23 protein-coding genes are annotated in these 19125 nt (G+C 63.4%); 9 read left to right on the top strand and 14 right to left on the bottom strand.

Annotated features, from left to right (window positions below; genetic code table 11):
- Window positions 1-55: 55 nt before the first annotated feature.
- The 4 genes from G9C82_RS04185 to G9C82_RS04170 form a co-directional block, all read right to left on the bottom strand.
- The gene (locus tag G9C82_RS04185) at window positions 56-322 is read right to left on the bottom strand and encodes an elongation factor 1-beta (protein WP_004962801.1); all 267 of its coding nucleotides are present in this window, start codon (window positions 320-322) and stop codon (window positions 56-58) included.
- Window positions 323-324: 2 nt separating this feature from the next.
- A complete protein-coding gene (locus G9C82_RS04180; RefSeq protein ID WP_004516620.1) occupies window positions 325-504 on the bottom strand; it encodes an HVO_2753 family zinc finger protein in 180 nt (59 codons plus the stop codon).
- Between the two features lie 72 nt (window positions 505-576).
- Window positions 577-1176: a DUF2391 family protein gene (locus tag G9C82_RS04175; protein ID WP_127013448.1), complete on the bottom strand. Its 600-nt coding sequence runs from the start codon at window positions 1174-1176 to the stop codon at window positions 577-579.
- Window positions 1173-2045 (bottom strand): 3-hydroxyacyl-CoA dehydrogenase family protein, encoded by an 873-nt coding sequence (locus tag G9C82_RS04170; RefSeq protein WP_127013447.1) that lies wholly within the window; start codon window positions 2043-2045, stop codon window positions 1173-1175. Before G9C82_RS04170 ends, G9C82_RS04175 begins: the two co-directional genes overlap by 4 nt.
- Window positions 2046-2188: 143 nt before the next feature.
- Between G9C82_RS04170 and G9C82_RS04165 the strand changes: the two genes are divergently transcribed.
- Window positions 2189-3157: a sugar phosphate isomerase/epimerase gene (locus tag G9C82_RS04165; protein ID WP_127013446.1), complete on the top strand. Its 969-nt coding sequence runs from the start codon at window positions 2189-2191 to the stop codon at window positions 3155-3157.
- Between the two features lie 94 nt (window positions 3158-3251).
- A complete protein-coding gene (locus G9C82_RS04160; RefSeq protein ID WP_127013445.1) occupies window positions 3252-3965 on the top strand; it encodes a TIGR00266 family protein in 714 nt (237 codons plus the stop codon).
- Between the two features lie 31 nt (window positions 3966-3996).
- On the opposite strand, the gene G9C82_RS04155 is transcribed toward G9C82_RS04160, so the two are convergent.
- Window positions 3997-4377, bottom strand: a complete 381-nt coding sequence (locus G9C82_RS04155; RefSeq protein ID WP_004962786.1) for a cyclic nucleotide-binding/CBS domain-containing protein — start codon at window positions 4375-4377, stop codon at window positions 3997-3999.
- 102 nt (window positions 4378-4479) lie between these two features.
- Between G9C82_RS04155 and G9C82_RS04150 the strand changes: the two genes are divergently transcribed.
- On the top strand, window positions 4480-5589 hold the full coding sequence (locus G9C82_RS04150) for a Gfo/Idh/MocA family protein (protein ID WP_127013444.1): 1110 nt from the start codon (window positions 4480-4482) through the stop codon (window positions 5587-5589).
- Between the two features lie 47 nt (window positions 5590-5636).
- Entirely contained in the window at window positions 5637-6818 is a 1182-nt protein-coding gene (locus G9C82_RS04145) for a redox-regulated ATPase YchF (protein ID WP_127013443.1), read from the top strand.
- Between the two features lie 36 nt (window positions 6819-6854).
- Here the strand turns inward: G9C82_RS04145 and G9C82_RS04140 are convergent, their stop codons facing one another.
- Window positions 6855-7781 carry a hypothetical protein gene (locus G9C82_RS04140; RefSeq protein ID WP_127013442.1) on the bottom strand — a complete coding sequence of 309 codons (927 nt, stop codon included), beginning with the start codon at window positions 7779-7781 and terminating at the stop codon, window positions 6855-6857.
- 211 nt (window positions 7782-7992) lie between these two features.
- On the opposite strand from G9C82_RS04140, the gene hisD reads away from it, so the two are divergent.
- The 3 genes from hisD (at window position 7993) to G9C82_RS04125 (ending at window position 12208) form a co-directional block, all read left to right on the top strand.
- Entirely contained in the window at window positions 7993-9261 is a 1269-nt protein-coding gene (gene hisD, locus G9C82_RS04135) for a histidinol dehydrogenase (protein WP_127013441.1), read from the top strand.
- A gap of 284 nt (window positions 9262-9545) precedes the next feature.
- Window positions 9546-11771, top strand: a complete 2226-nt coding sequence (locus G9C82_RS04130; protein WP_241244077.1) for an alkaline phosphatase D family protein — start codon at window positions 9546-9548, stop codon at window positions 11769-11771.
- 62 nt (window positions 11772-11833) lie between these two features.
- A complete protein-coding gene (locus tag G9C82_RS04125; protein WP_004962771.1) occupies window positions 11834-12208 on the top strand; it encodes an iron-sulfur cluster assembly accessory protein in 375 nt (124 codons plus the stop codon).
- On the opposite strand, the gene G9C82_RS04120 is transcribed toward G9C82_RS04125, so the two are convergent.
- The 7 genes from G9C82_RS04120 to G9C82_RS04090 all read right to left on the bottom strand — a co-directional run bounded on the left by G9C82_RS04120 (window position 12209) and on the right by G9C82_RS04090 (window position 16116).
- On the bottom strand, window positions 12209-12409 hold the full coding sequence (locus G9C82_RS04120; protein WP_004962769.1) for a dodecin: 201 nt from the start codon (window positions 12407-12409) through the stop codon (window positions 12209-12211).
- A gap of 47 nt (window positions 12410-12456) precedes the next feature.
- Window positions 12457-13116, bottom strand: coding sequence for a hypothetical protein (locus G9C82_RS04115; protein WP_007188371.1), 660 nt, complete (start codon window positions 13114-13116; stop codon window positions 12457-12459).
- Window positions 13113-13733, bottom strand: coding sequence for a hypothetical protein (locus G9C82_RS04110; protein WP_127013440.1), 621 nt, complete (start codon window positions 13731-13733; stop codon window positions 13113-13115). The genes G9C82_RS04115 and G9C82_RS04110 overlap by 4 nt, the downstream gene beginning before the upstream one ends.
- A gap of 60 nt (window positions 13734-13793) precedes the next feature.
- Window positions 13794-14708 (bottom strand): metal-dependent hydrolase, encoded by a 915-nt coding sequence (locus tag G9C82_RS04105; RefSeq protein ID WP_127013439.1) that lies wholly within the window; start codon window positions 14706-14708, stop codon window positions 13794-13796.
- Window positions 14709-14775: 67 nt separating this feature from the next.
- Complete coding sequence (locus G9C82_RS04100; RefSeq protein ID WP_004962758.1) at window positions 14776-15309, bottom strand: mechanosensitive ion channel domain-containing protein; 534 nt, start codon at window positions 15307-15309, stop codon at window positions 14776-14778.
- Between the two features lie 24 nt (window positions 15310-15333).
- Window positions 15334-15666: a hypothetical protein gene (locus G9C82_RS04095; RefSeq protein ID WP_121302733.1), complete on the bottom strand. Its 333-nt coding sequence runs from the start codon at window positions 15664-15666 to the stop codon at window positions 15334-15336.
- A gap of 210 nt (window positions 15667-15876) precedes the next feature.
- Complete coding sequence (locus G9C82_RS04090; protein ID WP_004962750.1) at window positions 15877-16116, bottom strand: DUF5816 domain-containing protein; 240 nt, start codon at window positions 16114-16116, stop codon at window positions 15877-15879.
- Window positions 16117-16182: 66 nt separating this feature from the next.
- Between G9C82_RS04090 and G9C82_RS04085 the strand changes: the two genes are divergently transcribed.
- Together G9C82_RS04085 and G9C82_RS04080 are read left to right on the top strand one after the other, a co-directional pair.
- Window positions 16183-17547, top strand: coding sequence for a bifunctional UDP-sugar hydrolase/5'-nucleotidase (locus G9C82_RS04085; RefSeq protein ID WP_127013438.1), 1365 nt, complete (start codon window positions 16183-16185; stop codon window positions 17545-17547).
- 32 nt (window positions 17548-17579) lie between these two features.
- Window positions 17580-18026 carry a universal stress protein gene (locus G9C82_RS04080; RefSeq protein ID WP_007188376.1) on the top strand — a complete coding sequence of 149 codons (447 nt, stop codon included), beginning with the start codon at window positions 17580-17582 and terminating at the stop codon, window positions 18024-18026.
- Here G9C82_RS04080 and G9C82_RS04075 read toward each other — a convergent pair.
- The gene (locus tag G9C82_RS04075) at window positions 17996-19057 is read right to left on the bottom strand and encodes a mechanosensitive ion channel family protein (RefSeq protein ID WP_127013437.1); all 1062 of its coding nucleotides are present in this window, start codon (window positions 19055-19057) and stop codon (window positions 17996-17998) included. The genes G9C82_RS04080 and G9C82_RS04075 overlap by 31 nt on opposite strands.
- Window positions 19058-19125 lie beyond the last annotated feature (68 nt).

The following is a 19125-nucleotide window of genomic DNA, read 5'->3' as shown; positions in this document are numbered from 1 at the left end:
GCCACGCGTTTGCAGTTGCTACGGAGCCGAGTAGAAAACGACAGCGACGAGTCGATTACAGGCGACCGGTGCTCTCGATGGAGACCGACTCGACGTCATCGACGTTCGCAAAGGCCTCTTCGACGGCTTCCGTGCCACCAGTATCGTCAGGGACGATGACCGTTGGCGTCAGCGCGACGAGGCCGAAGGCGACGTCCTCGCGCTCGAATCCGTTGATCTTCGTTCCTTCGGGAAGCACGCCCTCGAGACGCTCCTGCAGGTCGTCGAGGTCGACTTCGGGGCTCTCCGGCATGACCTTGATCTTGGCTGCTACTTTCCCCATTGTTATGGCCCCATGAAGCCGCAATCCGGGCATTTGTAGAGGTTGCTCTGCTTCCGGCAGGTGGCACAGCGGTAGATCTGCTGGCCACAGTCCGGGCACTTGAACGCGGCGGCGTTCGTGCCGGCGATGTTGATGCCACACGAGACGCACTTGCGCGCCTGTTTCTGTTGGCTCTCGCTCATACCACTCCGTATCCGACCGCGGCTTTTAACGATTGCCAAACGCGACCGCCACCGCGAGTGACTGCCATGGCCCTAGTTCCCGGGCAGAATGTCCCCGAGCGCAGCGCCGATCGCCATCGGGACGAACGCCACGGCACAAATACAGGCCGATTCGTAGACGACTGCGGGGTCGGTCGACCACTCGACCAGCCCCCAACCAGTAAGCAGCGCGACGGACACGACGAGTGCCGTCCCGGTGACGCCGACGAGTCGGCGGGGGATGACGCCCAGTATTCGGTTCGCAACACGCACGTCCTGAAAATCAGCGACGTACAGAATTGAGATGACTAGCCCGATTGCGATGATGACTGTCGCGGCGAGATACAGCGGGTGCTGGGCGATGTGAAGCCCAGCATCCACTGTTCCGCCTTCGACAGCCATCGGAATCCCGAACAACAGCGAGCCAAGCAGTGCTTCCGCGAGGTCGGACCGCCCGAAGCCCCAGACGACCCGACCAAAGGTCGCAGGCTCGTGGTCCTGTGAATCGGCGGCCGCACGCATTGCATCCCGGACCTGCCGTCGCTCGTCTTCGGAGTCGACGAGCTGTTCTAGCTCCTGAAGTTCGTTGAACAGCGTCGCGAACTCGTCGTCCTCTCTATCCGGTTCGGCCGGGGGGTCCTCCTGCGTACTCATCTGAGATCGGGCTCGCTATCTCGCGTTGGCACGTCTGGGTCCGGCTCGGCACCGGTCGTCGGTGTGCCGTCTTCCCAGACGTAGAATCCCTCGGCGGTGACTGCGCCGCGTTGCCCGTCTGCGACCTTCTGTCGGAGCAGCGCCGGGGGCGCAAACCGTTCATCAAGCCGTTTGGAGAGGTCTTCGAGCGCTGTGAGCACCGTTTCCAGCCCGTGGCGGTCGGCGCGGACGAGTGGCCCGTCGCGGTCCGACTCCCCGCGCTCGAACGTCCGGTCGATGTCACGAATCCCGGCGACGCCATCTTCGACCATCCGGATCGCTTCGGCGATGGCAGCGAGTTCGAGGCGGAGCGCGGCGAACCCTGGTGTGTCTCGCACGACGACTGGCGACGCGTCCAGACTTTCGACGAAGTCAGTGACGCGGTCGCGGGTCGCCGCCGTCGTCTGCTCGGCGATGACGACCTCGACGATAGCGCCGTCTGGCGGGTCGACGAGGTTGAGGCCAACGGCACGGTCCGGGCTCCGCAGGCCAGTAGCGACGGCAGTCACCGACAGTGACGTGTCGCTGACGGCGATGATCGTCTCGTCCTCGACCATGGTCTCAGTTTCGGCGACCACCTCTCGATGGCTCTCCGTCCCGCCATTGGTTGCGTCGATGACGACATCGCTGCCGCTGACGGCGCTTTCGAGTCCGGTGGTTCCGTCGATACCGGCCGAGAGGTCCCTGTTGAATGCGCGCCGGATCTCGTCAACCCGGTCCATCACGTCCGACGCATCCGTTCCCCGAAGACGCACTTCGTGGCCCGCACGGACACATCGCTGTGCGACATCCCGCCCCCGCTGTCCGGTTCCGAGTACGGCCACAATCATGACAGTACCACCGCACTCCCGGCGTTAATCCTTTACGCCGCGGTCTGTCGCGGTCCGCCTCTGGTCTGTACTGCTTGTGGGCTGGATAGCGAGGCCGGAGCGACGGCAGTACGCTTTTTTCGACACCGGCTGTATCGCCGCGCATGGACATTGGTGTACTGACGGTCCCGCTGGGCGGACAGTCACTCGATGACGCGCTGGCGTATCTCAGCGACTTAGGCGTCGACGCGGTCGAACTGGGGTGTGGCGGCTTCCCCGGCGACGACCACCTCGATCGGCAGGCGTATCTCGACAACGAGGAGAAACAGGCCGAACTCGAGGCGCTTTTAGACGAACACGACCTCCGGGTGAGCGCGCTGGCGACACACAACAATCCGCTTCACCCGGACGACGAGCGCGCCGCAGAGGCCGACCGGGAACTCCGGGAAGCGATTCGGCTGGCCGACCAGCTCGACGTGAACACCGTCACGGGGTTTTCGGGGCTGCCCGCCGGCGGACCTGACGATGAGGTCCCGAACTGGATTACCGCCCCGTGGCCGACCGAGCACGCCGACGCCCACGAGTACCAGTGGCGCGTCGCCGACGAATACTGGTCGGACCTCGTGGCCCATGCGGGCGCACACGACGTAGATCTCGCCATCGAGATGCATCCCAACATGCTGGTGTACGAACCCCGCGGGCTGCTGGAGTTGCGCCGCCGGACGAACGACCGCATCGGCGCAAACTTCGACCCGTCGCATCTGTACTGGCAGGGTATCGACGTGACCGAAGCCATCCGCCTGCTCGGTGAGCACGACGCCATCCACCACGTCCACGCCAAGGATACGAAAGTGTACGAGTCAAACGCCCGCGAGAAGGGCGTGCTGGACACCGCGCCGTACACGGACGAGGCGGACCGGTCGTGGCTGTTCCGCTCTATCGGCTATGGCCACGACGAATCTCACTGGAAAGACGTCGTGTCGACGCTGCGGATGGTCGGCTACGACGGTGCACTTTCTATTGAACACGAGGACTCGCTGACCAGCGCCCGCGAGGGGCTCGAAAAGGCCGTCGACGTGCTCGACCGCGCTGTCTTCGAGACCCAGCCCGGCGACGCCTACTGGGCTGAGTAAGCAATAGAACCAACGAAGCGGCTTTTTTTTGACACTTACTCTTATATACTGTCTGTGAGATACTACGACTGGATTCCTGTATCCAGTGACACTTATGGACATCGAACTCACACACAAGCCCTCGTACACGCACGTCCGCGCTGCCCTCGACAGCGGCGAATCGATACTCGCCGAACCCGGCGCGATGGTCAGTCACTCGCCGACTATCGAAATCGAAACGACGACCAGCCGGGACGGCCTCCTCAGCTCCGCGAAGTCGATGCTTGGCGGCGAGTCGCTGCTCGCAAACGAGTTCACCGCCAGGGGCGGTCCCGGAACCGTGACGCTCGCGCCGCCGACGCCCGGTGACGTCCACCACCACGAACTCACGGGCGAGACGCTGTACGCCGTCGACGGGGCGTTCCTCGCGTCCGACCCCGGCATCGACATCGACTCCGAGTTCGGCGGTATCAAATCGCTGCTGGCCGGCGCGAGCATCACGCCGCTGGCGCTGAAAGGGACCGGGAACGTCCTCATCGAGGCCTTCGGCGGACTGGAGACCGTCGAACTCGACGCTGGCGAGTCCTACACAATCGACAACGACCACGTCGTCGCCTGGGAGGAGTCAGTCAACTTTGACGCCCACCGCGTCGGCGGGCTGAAGTCGACGCTGCTCAGCGGCGAGGGCCTCGTGATGGACTTCACCGGCCCCGGAACAGTCTGGTATCAGACGCGCGGCCTCGGCTCGTTTACCTCGGCTATCGCTGACGCGCTGCCCGGAACGGGTGACAACGACGGTGATGCGTCCGGTCTTGACGACTTCATCTGACTGTCGGAAGTCCGCTGGAGAACAACCCGCTTCAGGAGAGCGCTTGCGTGATGTCCGTCGACGACACCATGCCGACGTAGTCCTGATGCTCGTCGATGACTGGGAGGTGCTTGATGTCGTAGGTCGTCATCATCGCGGCGGCCTCGCCCAGTTCGAGCGAGGTCGTCACCCGCTCGACCGGCGACGTCATCACGTCGCCGACGGTCGCCGACGAGAGGTCCTTCCCGCTTGCGACGGCATCAACGATGTCGGTGGTGGTGATGATGCCCGCCTCTGCCCCCGGCACGAAGATGCCGTTGATGTTCTGCGCTTGCATCTGCGTCGCGGCCGCTTTGACGGTTTCGTCGGCAGAAATCGTCTCTAACGGCGTCGACATGATATCCTCGATACGAACGGTCGTTTCAGTGGCCATGGAGTATCAACACGGGCATCCGGTTTTGGCTTTTCCCTCGGGGCGGCCCGCTGCCCTGCCGTCACCATGAGCGTTATTTCGGCCCCGAGTGAACAGCCGGGTATGACCCTCGATATCGGTATGCTCGGCTACCGCTTCATGGGCAAGGCCCACGCAAACGCGCTGGACCGCCTGCCCATGTTCTTCCCCGAAGCGCCCGCCGTCAACAAGGACGTGCTCGTCGGCCGCGACGAGGACGCGCTGGCCGACGCGGCCGACCAGTTCGGCTTCGACCGGACTGCAACAGACTGGCGGGCTATCGTCGACGAGGTAGACGTGTTCTACAATCTCGGCCCGAACCACGTCCACGCCGAGCCGTCCATCGCGGCGCTAGAGGCCGGTACGCCGACGTTCTGCGAGAAACCGCTTGCGCCCACGCTCGATACGGCTGAGGAAATGGCCGAGGCCGCTGCTGACGCCGATGTGCCCGCAGGCGCGGCGTTCAACTATCGGTTCGTCCCGGCCATCCAGTACGCGAAGGGGCTCATCGACGACGGAGTCCTCGGGGAGATTCACCACTTCCGCGGGCAGTACCTTCAGGACTGGCTGGTCGACCCCGAGGCCCCGTGGTCCTGGCGCAACGACGAGGAGATGGCCGGCAGCGGGGCGCTCGGCGACCTCGGGTCGCACACGGTCGACCTGGCCCGGTTCCTGCTCGGTGACGCCGCCGGCGAAATAACAGACGTGAGCGGCCATCTCCGGACGTTCACCGAGGAGCGCCCTGTGGAGGGCAGCGACGAGACGCGCCCGGTGACCGTCGACGACGCCTACAGCGCCCAGATTGCCTTCGAGAATGGGGCGATGGGGACACTGGAAGCGTCACGGGTCGCCAACGGCCACAAGAACGCCCACACTATCGAAATCGAGGGGTCGAAGGGCGCAATCAAGTTCGACCTCGAACGGCTGAACGAACTGCAGGTGCTCACCGAGGGTGACCGCGGCTTCCAGCAGGTGCTTATCACCGACGAAGACGACCCCTACGTCGACCACTGGTGGCCCCCCGGCCACGTCATCGGCTGGGAGCACACGTTCGTCCACGAGAACTACGAGTTCCTCTCAACCGTGGCCGATGGCAGGCAACAGGAGCCGTCCTTCGCCGACGGCCTCGCCGCACAGCGAGTCCTCGACGCCATCGAACAAAGTGACGACCGCGGCGAGCGGGTCAGCCTGTAGGGCCGCGAACCGAAACCCCCTTTCGGCGGCCACTGGTAGGTCCTGCCATGCTCTCTATCGCGCTGGCCGGGAAGCCGAACGCCGGCAAGTCTACTTTCTACAAGGCGGCGACGATGGCCGACGTGGACGTGGGGAACTACCCGTTCACGACCATCGACGCCAACCGCGGGGTCAGCCACGTCCGAACGGAGTGCCCCTGTCTCGACCGGGAGGAACGCTGTGGTGACGATAACTGCCGGGACGGCAAGCGCTACGTCCCGGTGGAGCTCATCGACGTGGCCGGCCTCGTTCCCGGGGCACACGAGGGGCGCGGCCTCGGGAACCAGTTCCTCGACGAGCTGTCGACCGCCGATGTGATCCTCAATGTCGTCGACGCCTCTGGTGGGACTGACGCCGAGGGCGAACCCGTCGAAGTCGGCGAGCACGACCCTGTCGAGGATGTCCACTTCGTCGAGGAGGAGATGGACCTGTGGCTCGCCAGCATCGTCGAGCGCAACTGGGAGTCAATCGAACGGCAGTCCCGGTCGCCGGATTTCAAGCTCGACGAATCGCTCGTGGATATGCTGGCCGGCGTCGGGGCCTCCGAACTCGACGTGGCACGGACGCTCCGTGACCTAGAGTACCCCGAGGACCCCATCGCCTGGACCGACGAGCACCGCGAAGCACTGGCGACAGAGATACGCCAGCGGACGAAGCCGCTCGTCGTCGTCGCGAACAAGGCCGATATCGCTCCGGAGGGAAACATCGAAGCCCTGCAGGAAGCCGCCGATGTGGTCGTGCCCGCGACCGCCGACGGCGAACTCGCGTTGCGCAACGCCGCACAGGCTGGCGTCATCGACTACGACCCGGGCGACCCGGAGTTCGATATCGTCGGCGACGTGAGCGACCAGCAACGAGAGGGGCTGAACCGCATCCGTGGCGTGATGGACGACTGGGGCGGCACCGGCGTTCAGGGCGCTCTCGACACCGCCGTCTACGACCTGCTCGACCATCTGACGGCCTACCCTGTCCAGAACGAAACGCACTGGACCGATGGGCAGGAGAACGTCCTCCCCGATGCATTCCTGCTGCGACAAGGAGCAACCCCGAAAGACCTTGCGTACGCTGTCCACTCAGACATCGGCGACGGCTACATCCACGCCGTCGACGCCCGTGAGAACCGGCGCATCAGCGATGAGACGGAGCTTGAGGAGGGAGCGGTCATCAAAATCGTCAGCGACGCGAACTGAGCGCGCGGACGGCGCTACAACCGCCATCTCGGCCACCTATTTCGGCAGCAGGTCCCGAAGCGTTGCCCGAATATCCTCGCTCCCGGGACTCTGTGGCACTTGCCCGAGCACGTCCTGACCGAGTCGCTCTGTCGTCGCACCGACTGAAAGCCTGTCCAAGAGCGACCCGTATTTTAGCGCCAGTCGCGGCGACACGTCGAACAGCAGGTCACGCTTCCCGATGAGCGAATGGGTTATCGACAGAATTTCGACGGCGTTGTCGACGTACTGCTGTCTGGCGTCGTCGTCACCGTAGCCAGCCAGCGCAGCCAGCAGGAACTGCTCCAGTTCGGCCTCACGGTCGTGGAGCGCTGGCGGGTCCGAGAGGACGGTCGTCCCGTCGGGCCGTTCCGGGAGCATACTCCGGCGCGGCGCATACGAGAGGACAGCACCAGTGGTGGGCGTGGTTGCAGCGGGCAGTGGTACAGACAGGCGCTTCGAGGGGTTCGTGTCGGTGAAGACGACGTGGAAGTTCGCTGGTTCGCCGCGCACCGGCTCGTCCCAGCCGTCGGGAGTATGCGTGTAGCCGCGTCGGAGCGCCTCCCGGAGCGTTCGCTGAATCCGTCCGCCGTCGCCCTGTAGGTCCAGATGGAGTACAACGGGGCTGTCACCGCTCTCGTCAATGAGGGACCAAAGGGCCGGAAGCGCGTCCGCAGCGCCGGCCGAGAGTTCGTAGCAGGCCGCGCCCTGCTCTGCGGCTAGCAGTCGGGCGAGCGTACTGCCGCGCCAGCCAGTCAGGTCGGCCACGTAGAACCACGGGAGCGTGTGTATCGGGCCGACTGCGGCGTCGCCGGCCGCCGTGTCGATAGTTGGCGGGACCGTTTCGAGATAGCTATCAATAGTCGCTAGTTCGGGGGCGAAATATTCGGTCGTCGCCGGAGGGAGGTCGGTTGTCCGGCGACGATGGTCGTCGACTGAAGCCATAGTCTGTGTAGGCCCGAGTACCGGAAAACGGTGACGAGAGAGCGACTGACAGTGAGTCGAACATTCGCGACAGGCATGTGCGTCCCGACAGCCTCTGATTCTGAAGTCACTCTTGCCCGACGAATCGGTCCCTCTCTCCCGCACTCCGCTCCATTGCCGTTGCCAGCCGACGAAGGGAAACCCGTTTTTTGCCCCGTCCCGAATCAGGCGTATGAACGTACGGACGATAGCTGACCTTGGTCCCGACGAACGGGCCGCTTTCTTCGAACGCGACGCCGGTGTCGACGCCGTCAGAGACGATGTCCGCGATATTGTCTCGCAGGTCCACGAGGAGGGCGACGTGGCGCTGCGGCGCTTCGCCGAGGAGTTCGACGATGTCTCCGTGGGTAACATCGACATCACGGACGCCGCCGAGCGGGCCTACGAGGAAATCGACGACGACGTGCGCGAGGCCATCGAAGACGCCGCGGCGAACATCCGCGCGTTCCACGAGCGACAGGTCCCCGAGGACTGGCGCGACGACTTCGAGGGGCGTGAACTGGGCCGCCGATTCCGCCCGCTCGACAGCGCTGGGGTGTACGCCCCCGGTGGCACGGCGGCCTATCCCTCCAGCGTGCTGATGGGCGTCATCCCGGCGAAGGTCGCTGGCGTCGAACACGTCGCCGTCGCCACCCCGCCAGCCGAGGAGGTCAACCCCGTAACGCTGGCTGCCATCCACGTCGCCGGTGCTGACGCCGTCTATCAGGTCGGCGGCGCACAGGCCATTGCGGCGCTGGCCTACGGGACCGAGACCGTGAGCGCGACGGACATCGTCGTCGGTCCCGGCAACCGCTGGGTCACAGCAGCGAAGGCCGAGGTCCGTGGCGACGTGGCAATCGACTTCTTGGCCGGCCCCTCCGAAGTTATGGTCGTCGCCGACGGCGACGCGGACCCGGAACTGGTCGCGGCAGACCTCGTTGCACAGGCCGAACACGACGAGAACGCCTCTGTCGTCGCCGTCACCGACGACGCGGACCTCGCCGAGCAGGTCGTCCATGCCGTTGACGAGCAGGCTGACGGCCGGGAGCGCGAGGCAGTCATCCGCGCCGCACTGGACAACGACGCATCTGGCGTCCTCCTCGCTCGTTCGATGAGCGAAGCCGTCCTCTTCGCCGAGGAGTACGCCGCCGAACACCTCTCGATTCAGGCCGCTGACGACGAATCGCTCCTCGAACGGATTCCCTCCGCCGGGTCCGTGTTCCTCGGCCCGTACAGCCCCGTTGCAGCCGGCGACTACGCGACCGGGACGAACCACGTCTTGCCGACCGGCGGCAACGCGCGGGTCACCGGCGGTCTCTCCGTAGACACGTTCGTCCGGTCGACGACAGTCCAGCGCCTCTCCGAGGATTCGCTGGGCGACATCGCGGACACGATTACGACTCTCGCCGAAGCCGAAGGGCTGGACGCCCACGCTGAGAGCGTCCGCAAACGGTTCGAGTAGCTGCCACACCGGACAGCACAGTGGCCGTCGATATATCGGTGTGAGTCCGTCGGTACTCCGTGCTTTCGTCAGATGCGTGGGTAGGACCACACCGCGTCTGCGTTGCTGCCGGGTCACCGAATAGCCTGCAGCATAAGGTGCTTGATTTTACAGGTATCGATACCTATTGCGCCCGGTGTATGCGTAACTCGCAACCCAGAAACAACATACCCGGAACGAAGAGATACAACTATAACATATCAATATTATAAAATTTTAATCGGCGTCTGGGGCGGCAGTTAGGCATGAGGCCTACGGACCTCCCTGAAATAGACACAACAGCACAGAACCGGCGAACGTTCATGCAGCGAACTGGCGGCGTTTCGCTGGCGGCTGTGCTCGGACTGTCTACAAGCGCCAGTGCGATGGTGGACGACGACGGCAACTTCGAATCGGACCCGTACACGTTAGGGATCGCATCCGGTGACCCGCTCCCTGACTCTGTCATCATCTGGACGCGGCTCGCCCCGAACCCCCTCGAAGCGGACGGTGCGATGCCCAGTGAGACATTCAGCGTCGAGTGGACGGTCGCCACTGACGAAGGGATGAGCGATATCGTTAACACCGGGACCGCGACTGCCGAACCGGACCACGCGCACACTATCCACGTCGACGCAGACGGGCTTGAACCCGCTACCGAGTACTACTACCAGTTTGCGTGCCGCGGTGAGACGAGTCCGATTGGCCGGACTAAGACCGCGCCCGCTGCCGGCGCGTCCGTCGACGCGTTTCAGTTCGGCTTTGCTTCATGTAACCGCTGGGTCGATGGCCACTACACAGCATTTGGGCAGATGGCTGAAGACGAGCTTGACCTCATCGTCCATCTGGGAGACTACATCTACGAATACGGCATCGATGTTTCAGAATCACCGCGCGAAAAGTCGCTCCCACAGGAATACAAGAAGGAGACGACGGATCTTGACACCTACCGACTCCGTTACGGCCTCTACAAATCAGACCCGAATCTGCGAGCCGCTCACGCCAGCGCCCCGTGGCTCGTTACTCGCGACGACCATGAGGTCGACAATAACTGGGCAGGGAACGTTCCGCAGGACCCCGACAAGCAATCTACTGAGGCGTTTATACAGCGCCGCGCGGCGGCATTGAAAGCGTACTACGAGCATCTGCCGTTCCGGATGGAGCAAAAGCCCGACGACGCCAGCCAGAAGCTCTACAGGTACTACGAGTTCGGTGACCTGCTCGATTTCAACGTCCTCGATACGCGACTCTACCGGTCCGACCAGGCCTGTGATGACGTGTTCAATAAGGTCGACTGTGCGGAGCGCTTCGAGGAGGACCGAACAATCCTCGGGGACGCACAGGAAGAGTGGTTGCTTGAGAATCTTTCGGCCACTGAGACGACGTGGAACGTGCTGGCGAACCAGCTTCCCTTCGCGACGATGGACTTCAAGCAGGGGCCAGAAGAAGGGTTCCGGACAGAGCAGTGGGACGGCTACGTCCCCGAGCAGAATCTGGTCAAAACTGCGTTTGAGGAGGACGCCAACAACCCGGTGGTCATCACCGGTGATTTCCACTCTCACTGGGCGAATACGCTTATCAGTGCCAAAGACGGCTCCAGTGAACCAGTTGGCGCGGAGTTCGTCGGGACATCAATCTCGTCGGGCGGGAACGGCACCGACATGGACGACTTCGGTCGCTACGTCGTCACAGAGAACGACAACGTAGAGTACTACAACAATCAGCGCGGCTACGTCCGCTGTACGGTCACGCCTGACAACTGGACGACGGAGTTTCAGGTCTTAGAGTACGTCGACGAACCCGGTGCGCCGATGCGAACGGATGCAACAGTTGAACTCACCGCAGGCCAGCCCGGCATCCCCGATGACAACCCGTTGATCCTCGCCGACTCTATCGCCGTCGGCAACGGCAAGAACGGGACGGCAGAACTGACCGGCCGCTGGCTGGAGACAGGACTCTCAGGCGCAGCGATGACTGTCACTATTTCTGACCCCGAAATCGCAACGATAACAGGTGTGACAGTCGCTGACCCATTCAGTATCTCCGAGACGGACGTTGCCAGTGATGGAGCGTCCGCCGATATCCGGTTTGCCGATGTGGAAAAGAACGCCCAGTCAGTTGTCGGTGGCACTGACACGCGACTTGCCACGCTCGACATCCGCGGACAGAGCGCCGGAACGGCCGACATCGAAGTGTCGGTCGACAGGCTGGATGACGACAGTGGTACTGCGCTCGTAGCGAACACGGAACTGGGTGTTGTCATCGTCGGCCCGCCGCCGGTCACCGGGAGCGACGAGCCGACCGACCCCGACGGCGACGGCCACTTCGAGGATGTCAACGGCAACGGGCGAGTTGACTACGATGACATCCAGCTGTTGTTCGACAGCTTTGACGACGACAGCGTCGCGCTCAACAAGACGGCCTACGACTTCAACGAGAACGGCAAGCTCGAATACGACGATATCGTTACGCTGTACAGCGAGGTCAACTGAATGGGGGGCGTTCCCCCTGTGCCGGCGTCACTGTTAACACGTTCGGGCGTCCACGTAAGTGTATGAGCAGCACAGCGGACGACGGCGACCCGAACCTCGGGGGCGAAGACGTAGCCGTCACCGAGCAGGCAGCGGGAGAGGCACTGGACCTCCTCGAAAGCGAAGGCATGGATGTCGAAGAATCTGGGCTCCGTCTGTACGTCCAGCAGGGCGGCTGTGCCGGACTCTCCTATGGGATGCGGTTCGAGCACGCACCCGAGGAAGACGACGAGGTGTTCGAGCGCAACGGGCTCCGCGTGTTTGTCGACGACGCCAGCATCGACTACATCGAGGGGTCAGTCCTCGACTACGAGGGTGGCCTGCAGGGAGCCGGGTTCCACGTCAAGAACCCGAATGTGGTTAGCGAATGCGGCTGTGGCGAGTCCTTCCGGACGTAGCTACGCTTCGAGCTCGAACGCCACGACGACCTCGGCCTGGTACTCGCGGCCCTCGACGCTAGCGATCTCGACGCCCAGTTCCTCCACTTCCACCCATTTGAGATTGTCCAGTGTGGCCTCCGCGCGCTCGATAGCATCGTCGGCGGCTTTGTCGAAGCTTTCCGAACTGGTCCCGATGAGTGTGATCTTTTTGAAAACCATCTGCGTGCTATTCGTTCACACAGATATGTGATAAAAGTACGGACAGGTCACTGCGACTGCCGGTTCAGCAGTGTCTCGACGTGACCGACCACGTCAGTGAGGTGTGCTGTCCCCCAGATAGCCACGATAATGGCTCCGATAGTATCAAACACGAGATCGAGCATCGTGTCGGTGAGCCCGAACTGTGTCAGAATCGTGTCGTTCCCGGTCGCCGAGGCAGCAAGCGTAATCGAGAACTCGATGACCTCCCAGAACACGCCGAAGGCCATCACGAACAGGAGGAGGAACACGAACATGAACCGCGAGGGAATCGAGATCTCGTCAGTGTGCTCGTCGAGCGCACGAACGGTCGTGTACCCGACTGCGGCGACAACTGATGACGAGAGGGCGTGGGTGAAGTGGTCCCACCACCAGATAGTGACGTAGAAATTCTCCTCGGACCCCGGGAGGCCAACAGTCCCGAGCGCGTGGAAGAACGCCGCCGAGGTAATCCACAGCGTCAGCGCGGGGTCGAGTGCAATGCCGTAGTCCCGCTCCAGCAGCGCCGGGAGTTGCGTGACGAGGATGGCGACGCCCGAATTGACGATGATGCCGACGTTGCCCCGCTCGATACCAACCGCGAAGAGGCCGATGAGAGCCAGTGACAGACTTCGCGAGAGCCGTTGCTGTGTCGCCGTGCTGATGCTGAAGCGGTCACGGACCCTCATAGGTCAGGCTGGACCTCCTCGGGGACGCGGCTGGTCCCAGCCTGCCGGCGGACGTAGTACGCGAAAACCACCCCGGCACCGATGCCGGCGATGGTCGATGCGACGAACTCCCACATTATCGCTTCCTCGATGACGTGTTCGGACACCGTCGGATCGAGGATGAAGGTGGTCCCGAGAAACTGGTCGGCTACCCAGCGGACGACGGCCCAGACGCCGGCGGTAGCCATCGTGGTGATGGCCACAAAGACGACGGCGAACCGGGGCGTCATCCGGACAGGGGTAAAGAGCTGGAGTTCGACGGCGAGAATGAGCGCGATGGCGGCAACCGAGAGATACGTCGCGAGATTACCGGTCATCGAGAGCGTCGCAAACAGCCGGCCGACAACGGGTGACGCCGCCAGCAAGAGGATTTCCCAGGGTAGCATGGCGTCCCGGTTGCGCAATAGAACTGGCGGAAAGAGCGCTAACGCCGCAACGACCGCCGCGAATCCGGCCCACAACAGGTCGGCCTGAACGGCACTTGTCACTGACACGGCCGCGAGCATAGCGACGATGCACCACGCCGCGAGGGCGTTGACGCGCTCGTCCCGGAGCAACCGCGCTACGTCTCGGCTCATATTGGCTGGTGCATCCCGACTGGAAAAACCCTATCGACCGATATTGGCGGAGGGATTGTTTCAGATGGCCCCGTACGCCATGGCGTACGCGAGCGCAGCGATGGACACTGCCGCCAGCCCCGTCACGACGGTCTCCAGCCAGTCGACACCGTCACTGAAGGGCCGAGTCGGCGCGCCGACGACGCCCAGTGCGAGGACGCTGAACACGAAGTGCGCCGACTGTTCGAGCGTCGGTGCGGGCATGAACAGGACGGCTGCTGCATACCCCAGTCCCAGCGCTGCCCGCGGACGGACGAGTCCGGTCAGCGTGTAGCCGCGGAGGTGGACGTACGTCCACACGGCGAGCCACACCGTCGCAAGTTCGATAGCGAACGCCGCCAGAAGGTGCGTGGTCGGGTCGGGGTGGAGCATCACCCGCTCGGCGACGAGTGTCACGTCGAAGGGGTAAAACAACGGGGGCGGGCCGCCGGTGAAGAGGTCGCCGAACGGGTGAGTAAGGAGTCCCAGTAGCGCCAGCCCGGTCACCGTCGGGGGGCTGACATTGCGGGACTGTGCGACTGTGGCGACACCCAGTACGGCCAGAACGAACACGAGCATCACGAGCCCCGCGATGGGACCGCTGACTGCGCCCGTGAGAACGGTCAGTACGGCGCCGATGGACAGCGACCCGATTCGGGTAGCCCGCGAGTTACTGGCCCAGAGGCCGGCGGCGGCGGCGAGTGCCGCCCCTAACAGGAGCGAGTGTGTCGGCCCACGGTGGACGACGTTTGCTGTTTCCCAGAAGCCGTCGGCCGTCAGGTTCTCGGCGGCCCCGACGAGTAGCCCGAAGGGGGCGTAGACGATATCAACGTCGGGAACTGCGGCGAACAGGCCGGCGATGACGCCCAACTGGACCGCTCGCTCACGGGAGAGCCCAAGCCACCACGCGGCGAGGGCGCCGAGGGCGAACGCAAGTAGCGCGTGGCCGACGAACATACGTCGAATATGATGTCGATAGGCTTAAACACCACGTGTGAACGGGTAGCGCGGCCCTCACCCTCGCTCAGGACTCGGACTCGACTTTCGTCCAGCGTTCTTCGATGGCCGCGTTGGCCCTGACAACGGTGTCACCGTCGACGCGGAACCGCGTCTTCCGGAGTTCGATGGCGGCCACCTCCCCGGTGGTGTCGCCGGCTTTGACGGTGTCGCCGGGGTTGAAATCGGGGTCACGGAGGAGGTAGACGCCGGCAACAGCGTCCTTGATCATCTCCGATAGCGCGTATGAGACGCCAAGCGCGAGGAATCCGGTCGCAGTTCCGAGAGACGCGGCGATGGCGGTCAGGCCGACGATAGAAAGGAACGACAGCGCTACGCCGAACCACAGGAACACGAGTACGATCACCGACAGAAACTGTCGGTACACGGGGGATTCGCCGGGCAGCGACCGTTTCAGAACGGCCCGGACAACGAACATGATCGCTTTGATGCCTACCGCAGCGATCGCAAGAAAGACGAACGCGGTTATGAGGCGCGGAAGTGCGTCAACAACGTTCGTAACTAGCTGTTCGAGCGCTTGATTGATGACACCGACTTGCACGCCGGATGGTGAAGGGAGAGGCCCCTAAGTGTTGGCGTCAGCCGACATGGCTGTATCGCCGGGGTGACGGACCACCTCGTAGTCGCCGTCCTCAGTAATCCCGATGACAGCCCAGTCATAGGATACGTCCTGCCGATTGAGGCGGCGGCTGAGGTGCGTCGCATCGTCGGTGCGTGTGACGAAACAACGCAAGTCGCCGCCCTCGGGTATCGGGTCCTGCGAGTCGAGCACTGTGACAGTGACGACGCGCCAGTCGCGTTCCGCTCGCAGTTCGGTGCCAGTGCGCGACACGGTGTATCCGAGGTCGTCGAATATCGACCGGGCCTGCTCGTCGAGTGATGTGGTAACGGCCCCCATCTGAGATCCAGTACCACTGGCTATCTGATAAACGTTCCCACTGGCCATGCTGTTGACAGTTCTCCCGGGGAAACGGCCAGGGAAACAAACGAAATCGGCAGCGCTACCAATGAGACAGGGACGCTTGGTGGGTGATTCGACTCGGCACAGGGGCTGGGGTAGACCTAGCTCAGTGGCCGGCGTAGGCAGTTCGGCCGCGCAGGCCGACTACTACTCGTGAGCGGCGTCCCACTCTTCGGCCTTGCGGAGGTTCGAACAGTCGTTACAGCGGATGCGTCCCATCGAGTCCATCGCGTTGTTGAACGTCTCGCAGTTGCTACAGAAGTAGCCCCAGCGGCGCTCGCGGTCGGCGTCGCGGTAGACGACGTAAAACGCGCCTTTCGTACCGGTGTCGCCGTCGCTCCGGTCGACGTACAGCGTCTCTCCATCGGGACCGTCGAGTGCGTCCATACGGACTCATGACGCGCCAGCGGCTAAATCGCTGCGGAAATCATTAATGGCTGGTTCCCGTGCACTATGGGTGTGAGTCCCCGGATCATCCACTACTCCGACGTGGAGAAAGCGTACGATACACCCGAGCGAATCGGGCGGTTTGCGGGGACAGTCGCCGCCGCTGACGGCCCGGATGCGCTGGTGGTCGGCACTGGGGACAACACCGGTCCGGGAGTGCTGTCGCTGGTCACCGACGGCGAGCAGTCGCTCGACCTCTTCACCGCGCTGACGCCCGCGTTCGAGACGCTGGGGAACCACGATTTCGACCACGGACTCGCGATGACGCGGGAGATTATCGCACGGTCGCCACAGACGTGGCTGACTGCGAACGTCGAACAGGACGGCGAGCGGTTTGCCAGACGATTGACCCGACCGTGGGCGAACCGGACCGTCGACGGAGTGCAAGTCGGCTTCGTCGGTGTCACCAGCCCGGACACGGCCTCGGCCAATCCACAGGCGACGACGCTGACGTTCACAGATCCGTTCGAGGCTGTCAGCGAGGCGGCCACAGCGCTTCGGGACGCCGGGGCGGAGGCTGTTGTCGTGCTCTCACATCTGGGCCGGATTGACGAGAAACTGGCCCGCGCCTGCGACGTGGACGTAATCCTCGGCGGGCACGTCCACGAGCGCCGCATCGACCGTCTCGACGGGACGCTGCTCACCAGACCAGGAGCCAACGGCCGGACCGTCGTTGAGGTCGACCTTACCGGACCGGAACCGACTGCACAGTTCCGCGAGACAGCTGATGGCCCTCTCGATGACCGCGTCGCGGCGGCAATCGAAGACAGGCTCTCCGCAGCGGGACTGCACGAGGTTATCGGTCACGCCGCCGACCCCATCGACCGTAGTCAGGCGACGACCTATGGCGGCGAGTGTCGGCTCGGCAACCTCGTTGCGGACGCGTACCGATGGGCGACGGGCGCAGATGTGGCCCTCCAGAACAGCGGCGGTCTCCGAAACGACACGGTTCCGCTCGATGGGGCGCTGACGGTCGCCGATATGGTTTCTGTCGTCCCCTTCGAGGAACCCCTGACAGTCGCCGAACTGACGGGGGCGGAGCTCCGGACGCTGTGTCGACAGGGGAGCGGGCAACAGGTCGCGTTCGGCGAGCCGGACTGGTGGCACGCCCATTTCAGCGGCGTCGAACTGGTCTGGAACGATGATACACAAACCATCGAGCGACTGCAGGTCGACGGGCGACCGGTCCGCGACACCGAGACGTACACGCTCGCGACGAGTAACTACCTCTACTACACCGAGCTGGAGTTCCCCGTCCTCACTGAATCACACCGGGTCAGCGTCGCTGACGTACAGTACGAGGCGCTGGCCGACTACGTCCGCGAGACGGACATCGCCCCGGCGGTCGACGGACGACTCACTCGTCGCTAGCGATTTAAACCTCGGCGCGGTACGTTCCGCCGATGCCACAGGTCGTCGTCCCGGTCAGATACCCACTCTCGGAGAACTCCCGAGCCACGCTCGCGGAGGCCATTCAGATCGCCGACGCGGAAGATGCGGACCTCACCGTCCTCCACGTAAATCTATACCAGAATAGCCACCACGTCGACCGGACAGAGCTCAAACGCGCCGTCGAGCAGTCGTTCGGCCACGTCCCGCGGACGCGGTACGTCGTCCGGTCGGGGATGCTGGTCGAAGAGACGATCCTCGATGAGGTCGCTGCACAGGACGCCGATATCGTCGTCATCGGGAGCAAACAGGCGAGTCGCTGGCGACAGATGATCCGACGGCTGGTCGACGACCCCGATGTCGAACAGTTCCTTCGCGAGGAACTCGACTGCGAAATCGTCACCGCCCAGCCGGATGCCCAGTCCAGCCGTCACTCGTCGCCGAGTTCATCGGGATCCTGACGCGGCGGGACCGGCGCGTCTCCGGTGGCCGTGTGGGACCGGTCAACGCCGTCAAGCCCGCCCAATCCGTTGGTGAGTGAGACGTTCATCTCCCCGCTGGTGTCGTCGAAGTACAGGTGGGAGTGTGGATAGGCGATTTCGACATTTGCGTCTTCGAGCCGCCGCCAGATGTTCGTCTGGACTCTCGAGCGGGCAGCAAGCAGCTTGTACGGTTCGGTCACCCAGTACCGTAATGTCAGCAACACGCCGTGGTCGGCGAAATTATTGATATACACCGTCGGCGAGGCGGGGTACCGGGCCGCACCGACGCGGATGTCCGGCCCGCCGGAGATGACGTTGTCCACTTCCCGGGCCGCCGCTTCGATGAGGCTCCGCGCGACGGCGATGTCACTCTCGTAGGTGACCATTACGTCAAGCGACAGCCGCGTTCGTGAGTCCTCTGCCGAGTAGTTGACGACATCCCGCTGGCGAATCTCCCCGTTGGGGATGACGAGAAACGTGTTGTCAAGGGTGAACACTTTGGTGTGTCTGAGTGTGATATCTTCGACGAACCCTCGCTGGCCAGTGTCGGCGAGTTCGATCATATCACCGATCTCGTATGGCTGGTCAGCCAGCAAGAAGACGCCAGAGATCAGGCCCCCGAGAATCGGGGCCAGCACGACACCAACCACGGCAGAAAACACAGTGACGGAGAGTGCAATATCACCCAGTTGCAGACCGTAAATGCCCAGAATGGTCAGCAACGCGAAAATGTACACACCGGCACGGATGCCGCGAAGCGCTGTTCGAGTGAGACTTGGCCGCCGGAACTGCTGAGCGACGCGCCGACCCAGAAGACGGACGAGAACGCGGGAAACGACAATTGCCAGCCCGATGACGATCAGGGATTTCCCGATGTTGGCAATCCATATCGGGATTTCGAAGGGGAGCAATCCACCGATGTCAGTGGCTACCTCTGTCGCCACTTCCGTCGCGGCTTCGGTCGGCGTCGGAGTGGGTGTCTGCAACGGCCAGACAAGGCCAAAACGCATGACATGGAATCAATCCCGCCACGAGAAAAGGATTCCCCTCCCGAACTACTTAGCCATCTCACTCCGTT

The sequence above is a fragment of the Haloarcula sp. R1-2 genome (assembly GCF_011627385.1).
Lineage (GTDB): Archaea > Halobacteriota > Halobacteria > Halobacteriales > Haloarculaceae > Haloarcula > Haloarcula marismortui.
The sequence above is the reverse complement of the archived record's forward strand: the minus strand, read 5'-3'. Positions and strand labels throughout refer to the sequence as shown.

What these genes read in the sequence shown, in the direction of transcription:
- G9C82_RS04085 (WP_127013438.1), top strand. Translation starts at nt 16,183, where the DNA reads ATGGGTGTGAGTCCCCGGATCATCCACTACTCCGACGTGGAGAAAGCG.
- G9C82_RS04155 (WP_004962786.1), bottom strand. Translation starts at nt 4,377, where the DNA reads ATGGCCACTGAAACGACCGTTCGTATCGAGGATATCATGTCGACGCCG.
- G9C82_RS04165 (WP_127013446.1), top strand. Translation starts at nt 2,189, where the DNA reads ATGGACATTGGTGTACTGACGGTCCCGCTGGGCGGACAGTCACTCGAT.
- G9C82_RS04095 (WP_121302733.1), bottom strand. Translation starts at nt 15,666, where the DNA reads ATGGGGGCCGTTACCACATCACTCGACGAGCAGGCCCGGTCGATATTC.
- G9C82_RS04150 (WP_127013444.1), top strand. Translation starts at nt 4,480, where the DNA reads ATGACCCTCGATATCGGTATGCTCGGCTACCGCTTCATGGGCAAGGCC.
- G9C82_RS04175 (WP_127013448.1), bottom strand. Translation starts at nt 1,176, where the DNA reads ATGAGTACGCAGGAGGACCCCCCGGCCGAACCGGATAGAGAGGACGAC.
- G9C82_RS04130 (WP_241244077.1), top strand. Translation starts at nt 9,546, where the DNA reads ATGAGGCCTACGGACCTCCCTGAAATAGACACAACAGCACAGAACCGG.
- G9C82_RS04105 (WP_127013439.1), bottom strand. Translation starts at nt 14,708, where the DNA reads ATGTTCGTCGGCCACGCGCTACTTGCGTTCGCCCTCGGCGCCCTCGCC.
- G9C82_RS04120 (WP_004962769.1), bottom strand. Translation starts at nt 12,409, where the DNA reads ATGGTTTTCAAAAAGATCACACTCATCGGGACCAGTTCGGAAAGCTTC.
- G9C82_RS04170 (WP_127013447.1), bottom strand. Translation starts at nt 2,045, where the DNA reads ATGATTGTGGCCGTACTCGGAACCGGACAGCGGGGGCGGGATGTCGCA.
- G9C82_RS04185 (WP_004962801.1), bottom strand. Translation starts at nt 322, where the DNA reads ATGGGGAAAGTAGCAGCCAAGATCAAGGTCATGCCGGAGAGCCCCGAA.
- G9C82_RS04115 (WP_007188371.1), bottom strand. Translation starts at nt 13,116, where the DNA reads ATGAGGGTCCGTGACCGCTTCAGCATCAGCACGGCGACACAGCAACGG.
- G9C82_RS04080 (WP_007188376.1), top strand. Translation starts at nt 17,580, where the DNA reads ATGCCACAGGTCGTCGTCCCGGTCAGATACCCACTCTCGGAGAACTCC.
- G9C82_RS04160 (WP_127013445.1), top strand. Translation starts at nt 3,252, where the DNA reads ATGGACATCGAACTCACACACAAGCCCTCGTACACGCACGTCCGCGCT.
- G9C82_RS04140 (WP_127013442.1), bottom strand. Translation starts at nt 7,781, where the DNA reads ATGGCTTCAGTCGACGACCATCGTCGCCGGACAACCGACCTCCCTCCG.
- hisD (WP_127013441.1), top strand. Translation starts at nt 7,993, where the DNA reads ATGAACGTACGGACGATAGCTGACCTTGGTCCCGACGAACGGGCCGCT.
- G9C82_RS04075 (WP_127013437.1), bottom strand. Translation starts at nt 19,057, where the DNA reads ATGCGTTTTGGCCTTGTCTGGCCGTTGCAGACACCCACTCCGACGCCG.
- G9C82_RS04110 (WP_127013440.1), bottom strand. Translation starts at nt 13,733, where the DNA reads ATGAGCCGAGACGTAGCGCGGTTGCTCCGGGACGAGCGCGTCAACGCC.
- G9C82_RS04180 (WP_004516620.1), bottom strand. Translation starts at nt 504, where the DNA reads ATGAGCGAGAGCCAACAGAAACAGGCGCGCAAGTGCGTCTCGTGTGGC.
- G9C82_RS04125 (WP_004962771.1), top strand. Translation starts at nt 11,834, where the DNA reads ATGAGCAGCACAGCGGACGACGGCGACCCGAACCTCGGGGGCGAAGAC.
- G9C82_RS04090 (WP_004962750.1), bottom strand. Translation starts at nt 16,116, where the DNA reads ATGGACGCACTCGACGGTCCCGATGGAGAGACGCTGTACGTCGACCGG.
- G9C82_RS04145 (WP_127013443.1), top strand. Translation starts at nt 5,637, where the DNA reads ATGCTCTCTATCGCGCTGGCCGGGAAGCCGAACGCCGGCAAGTCTACT.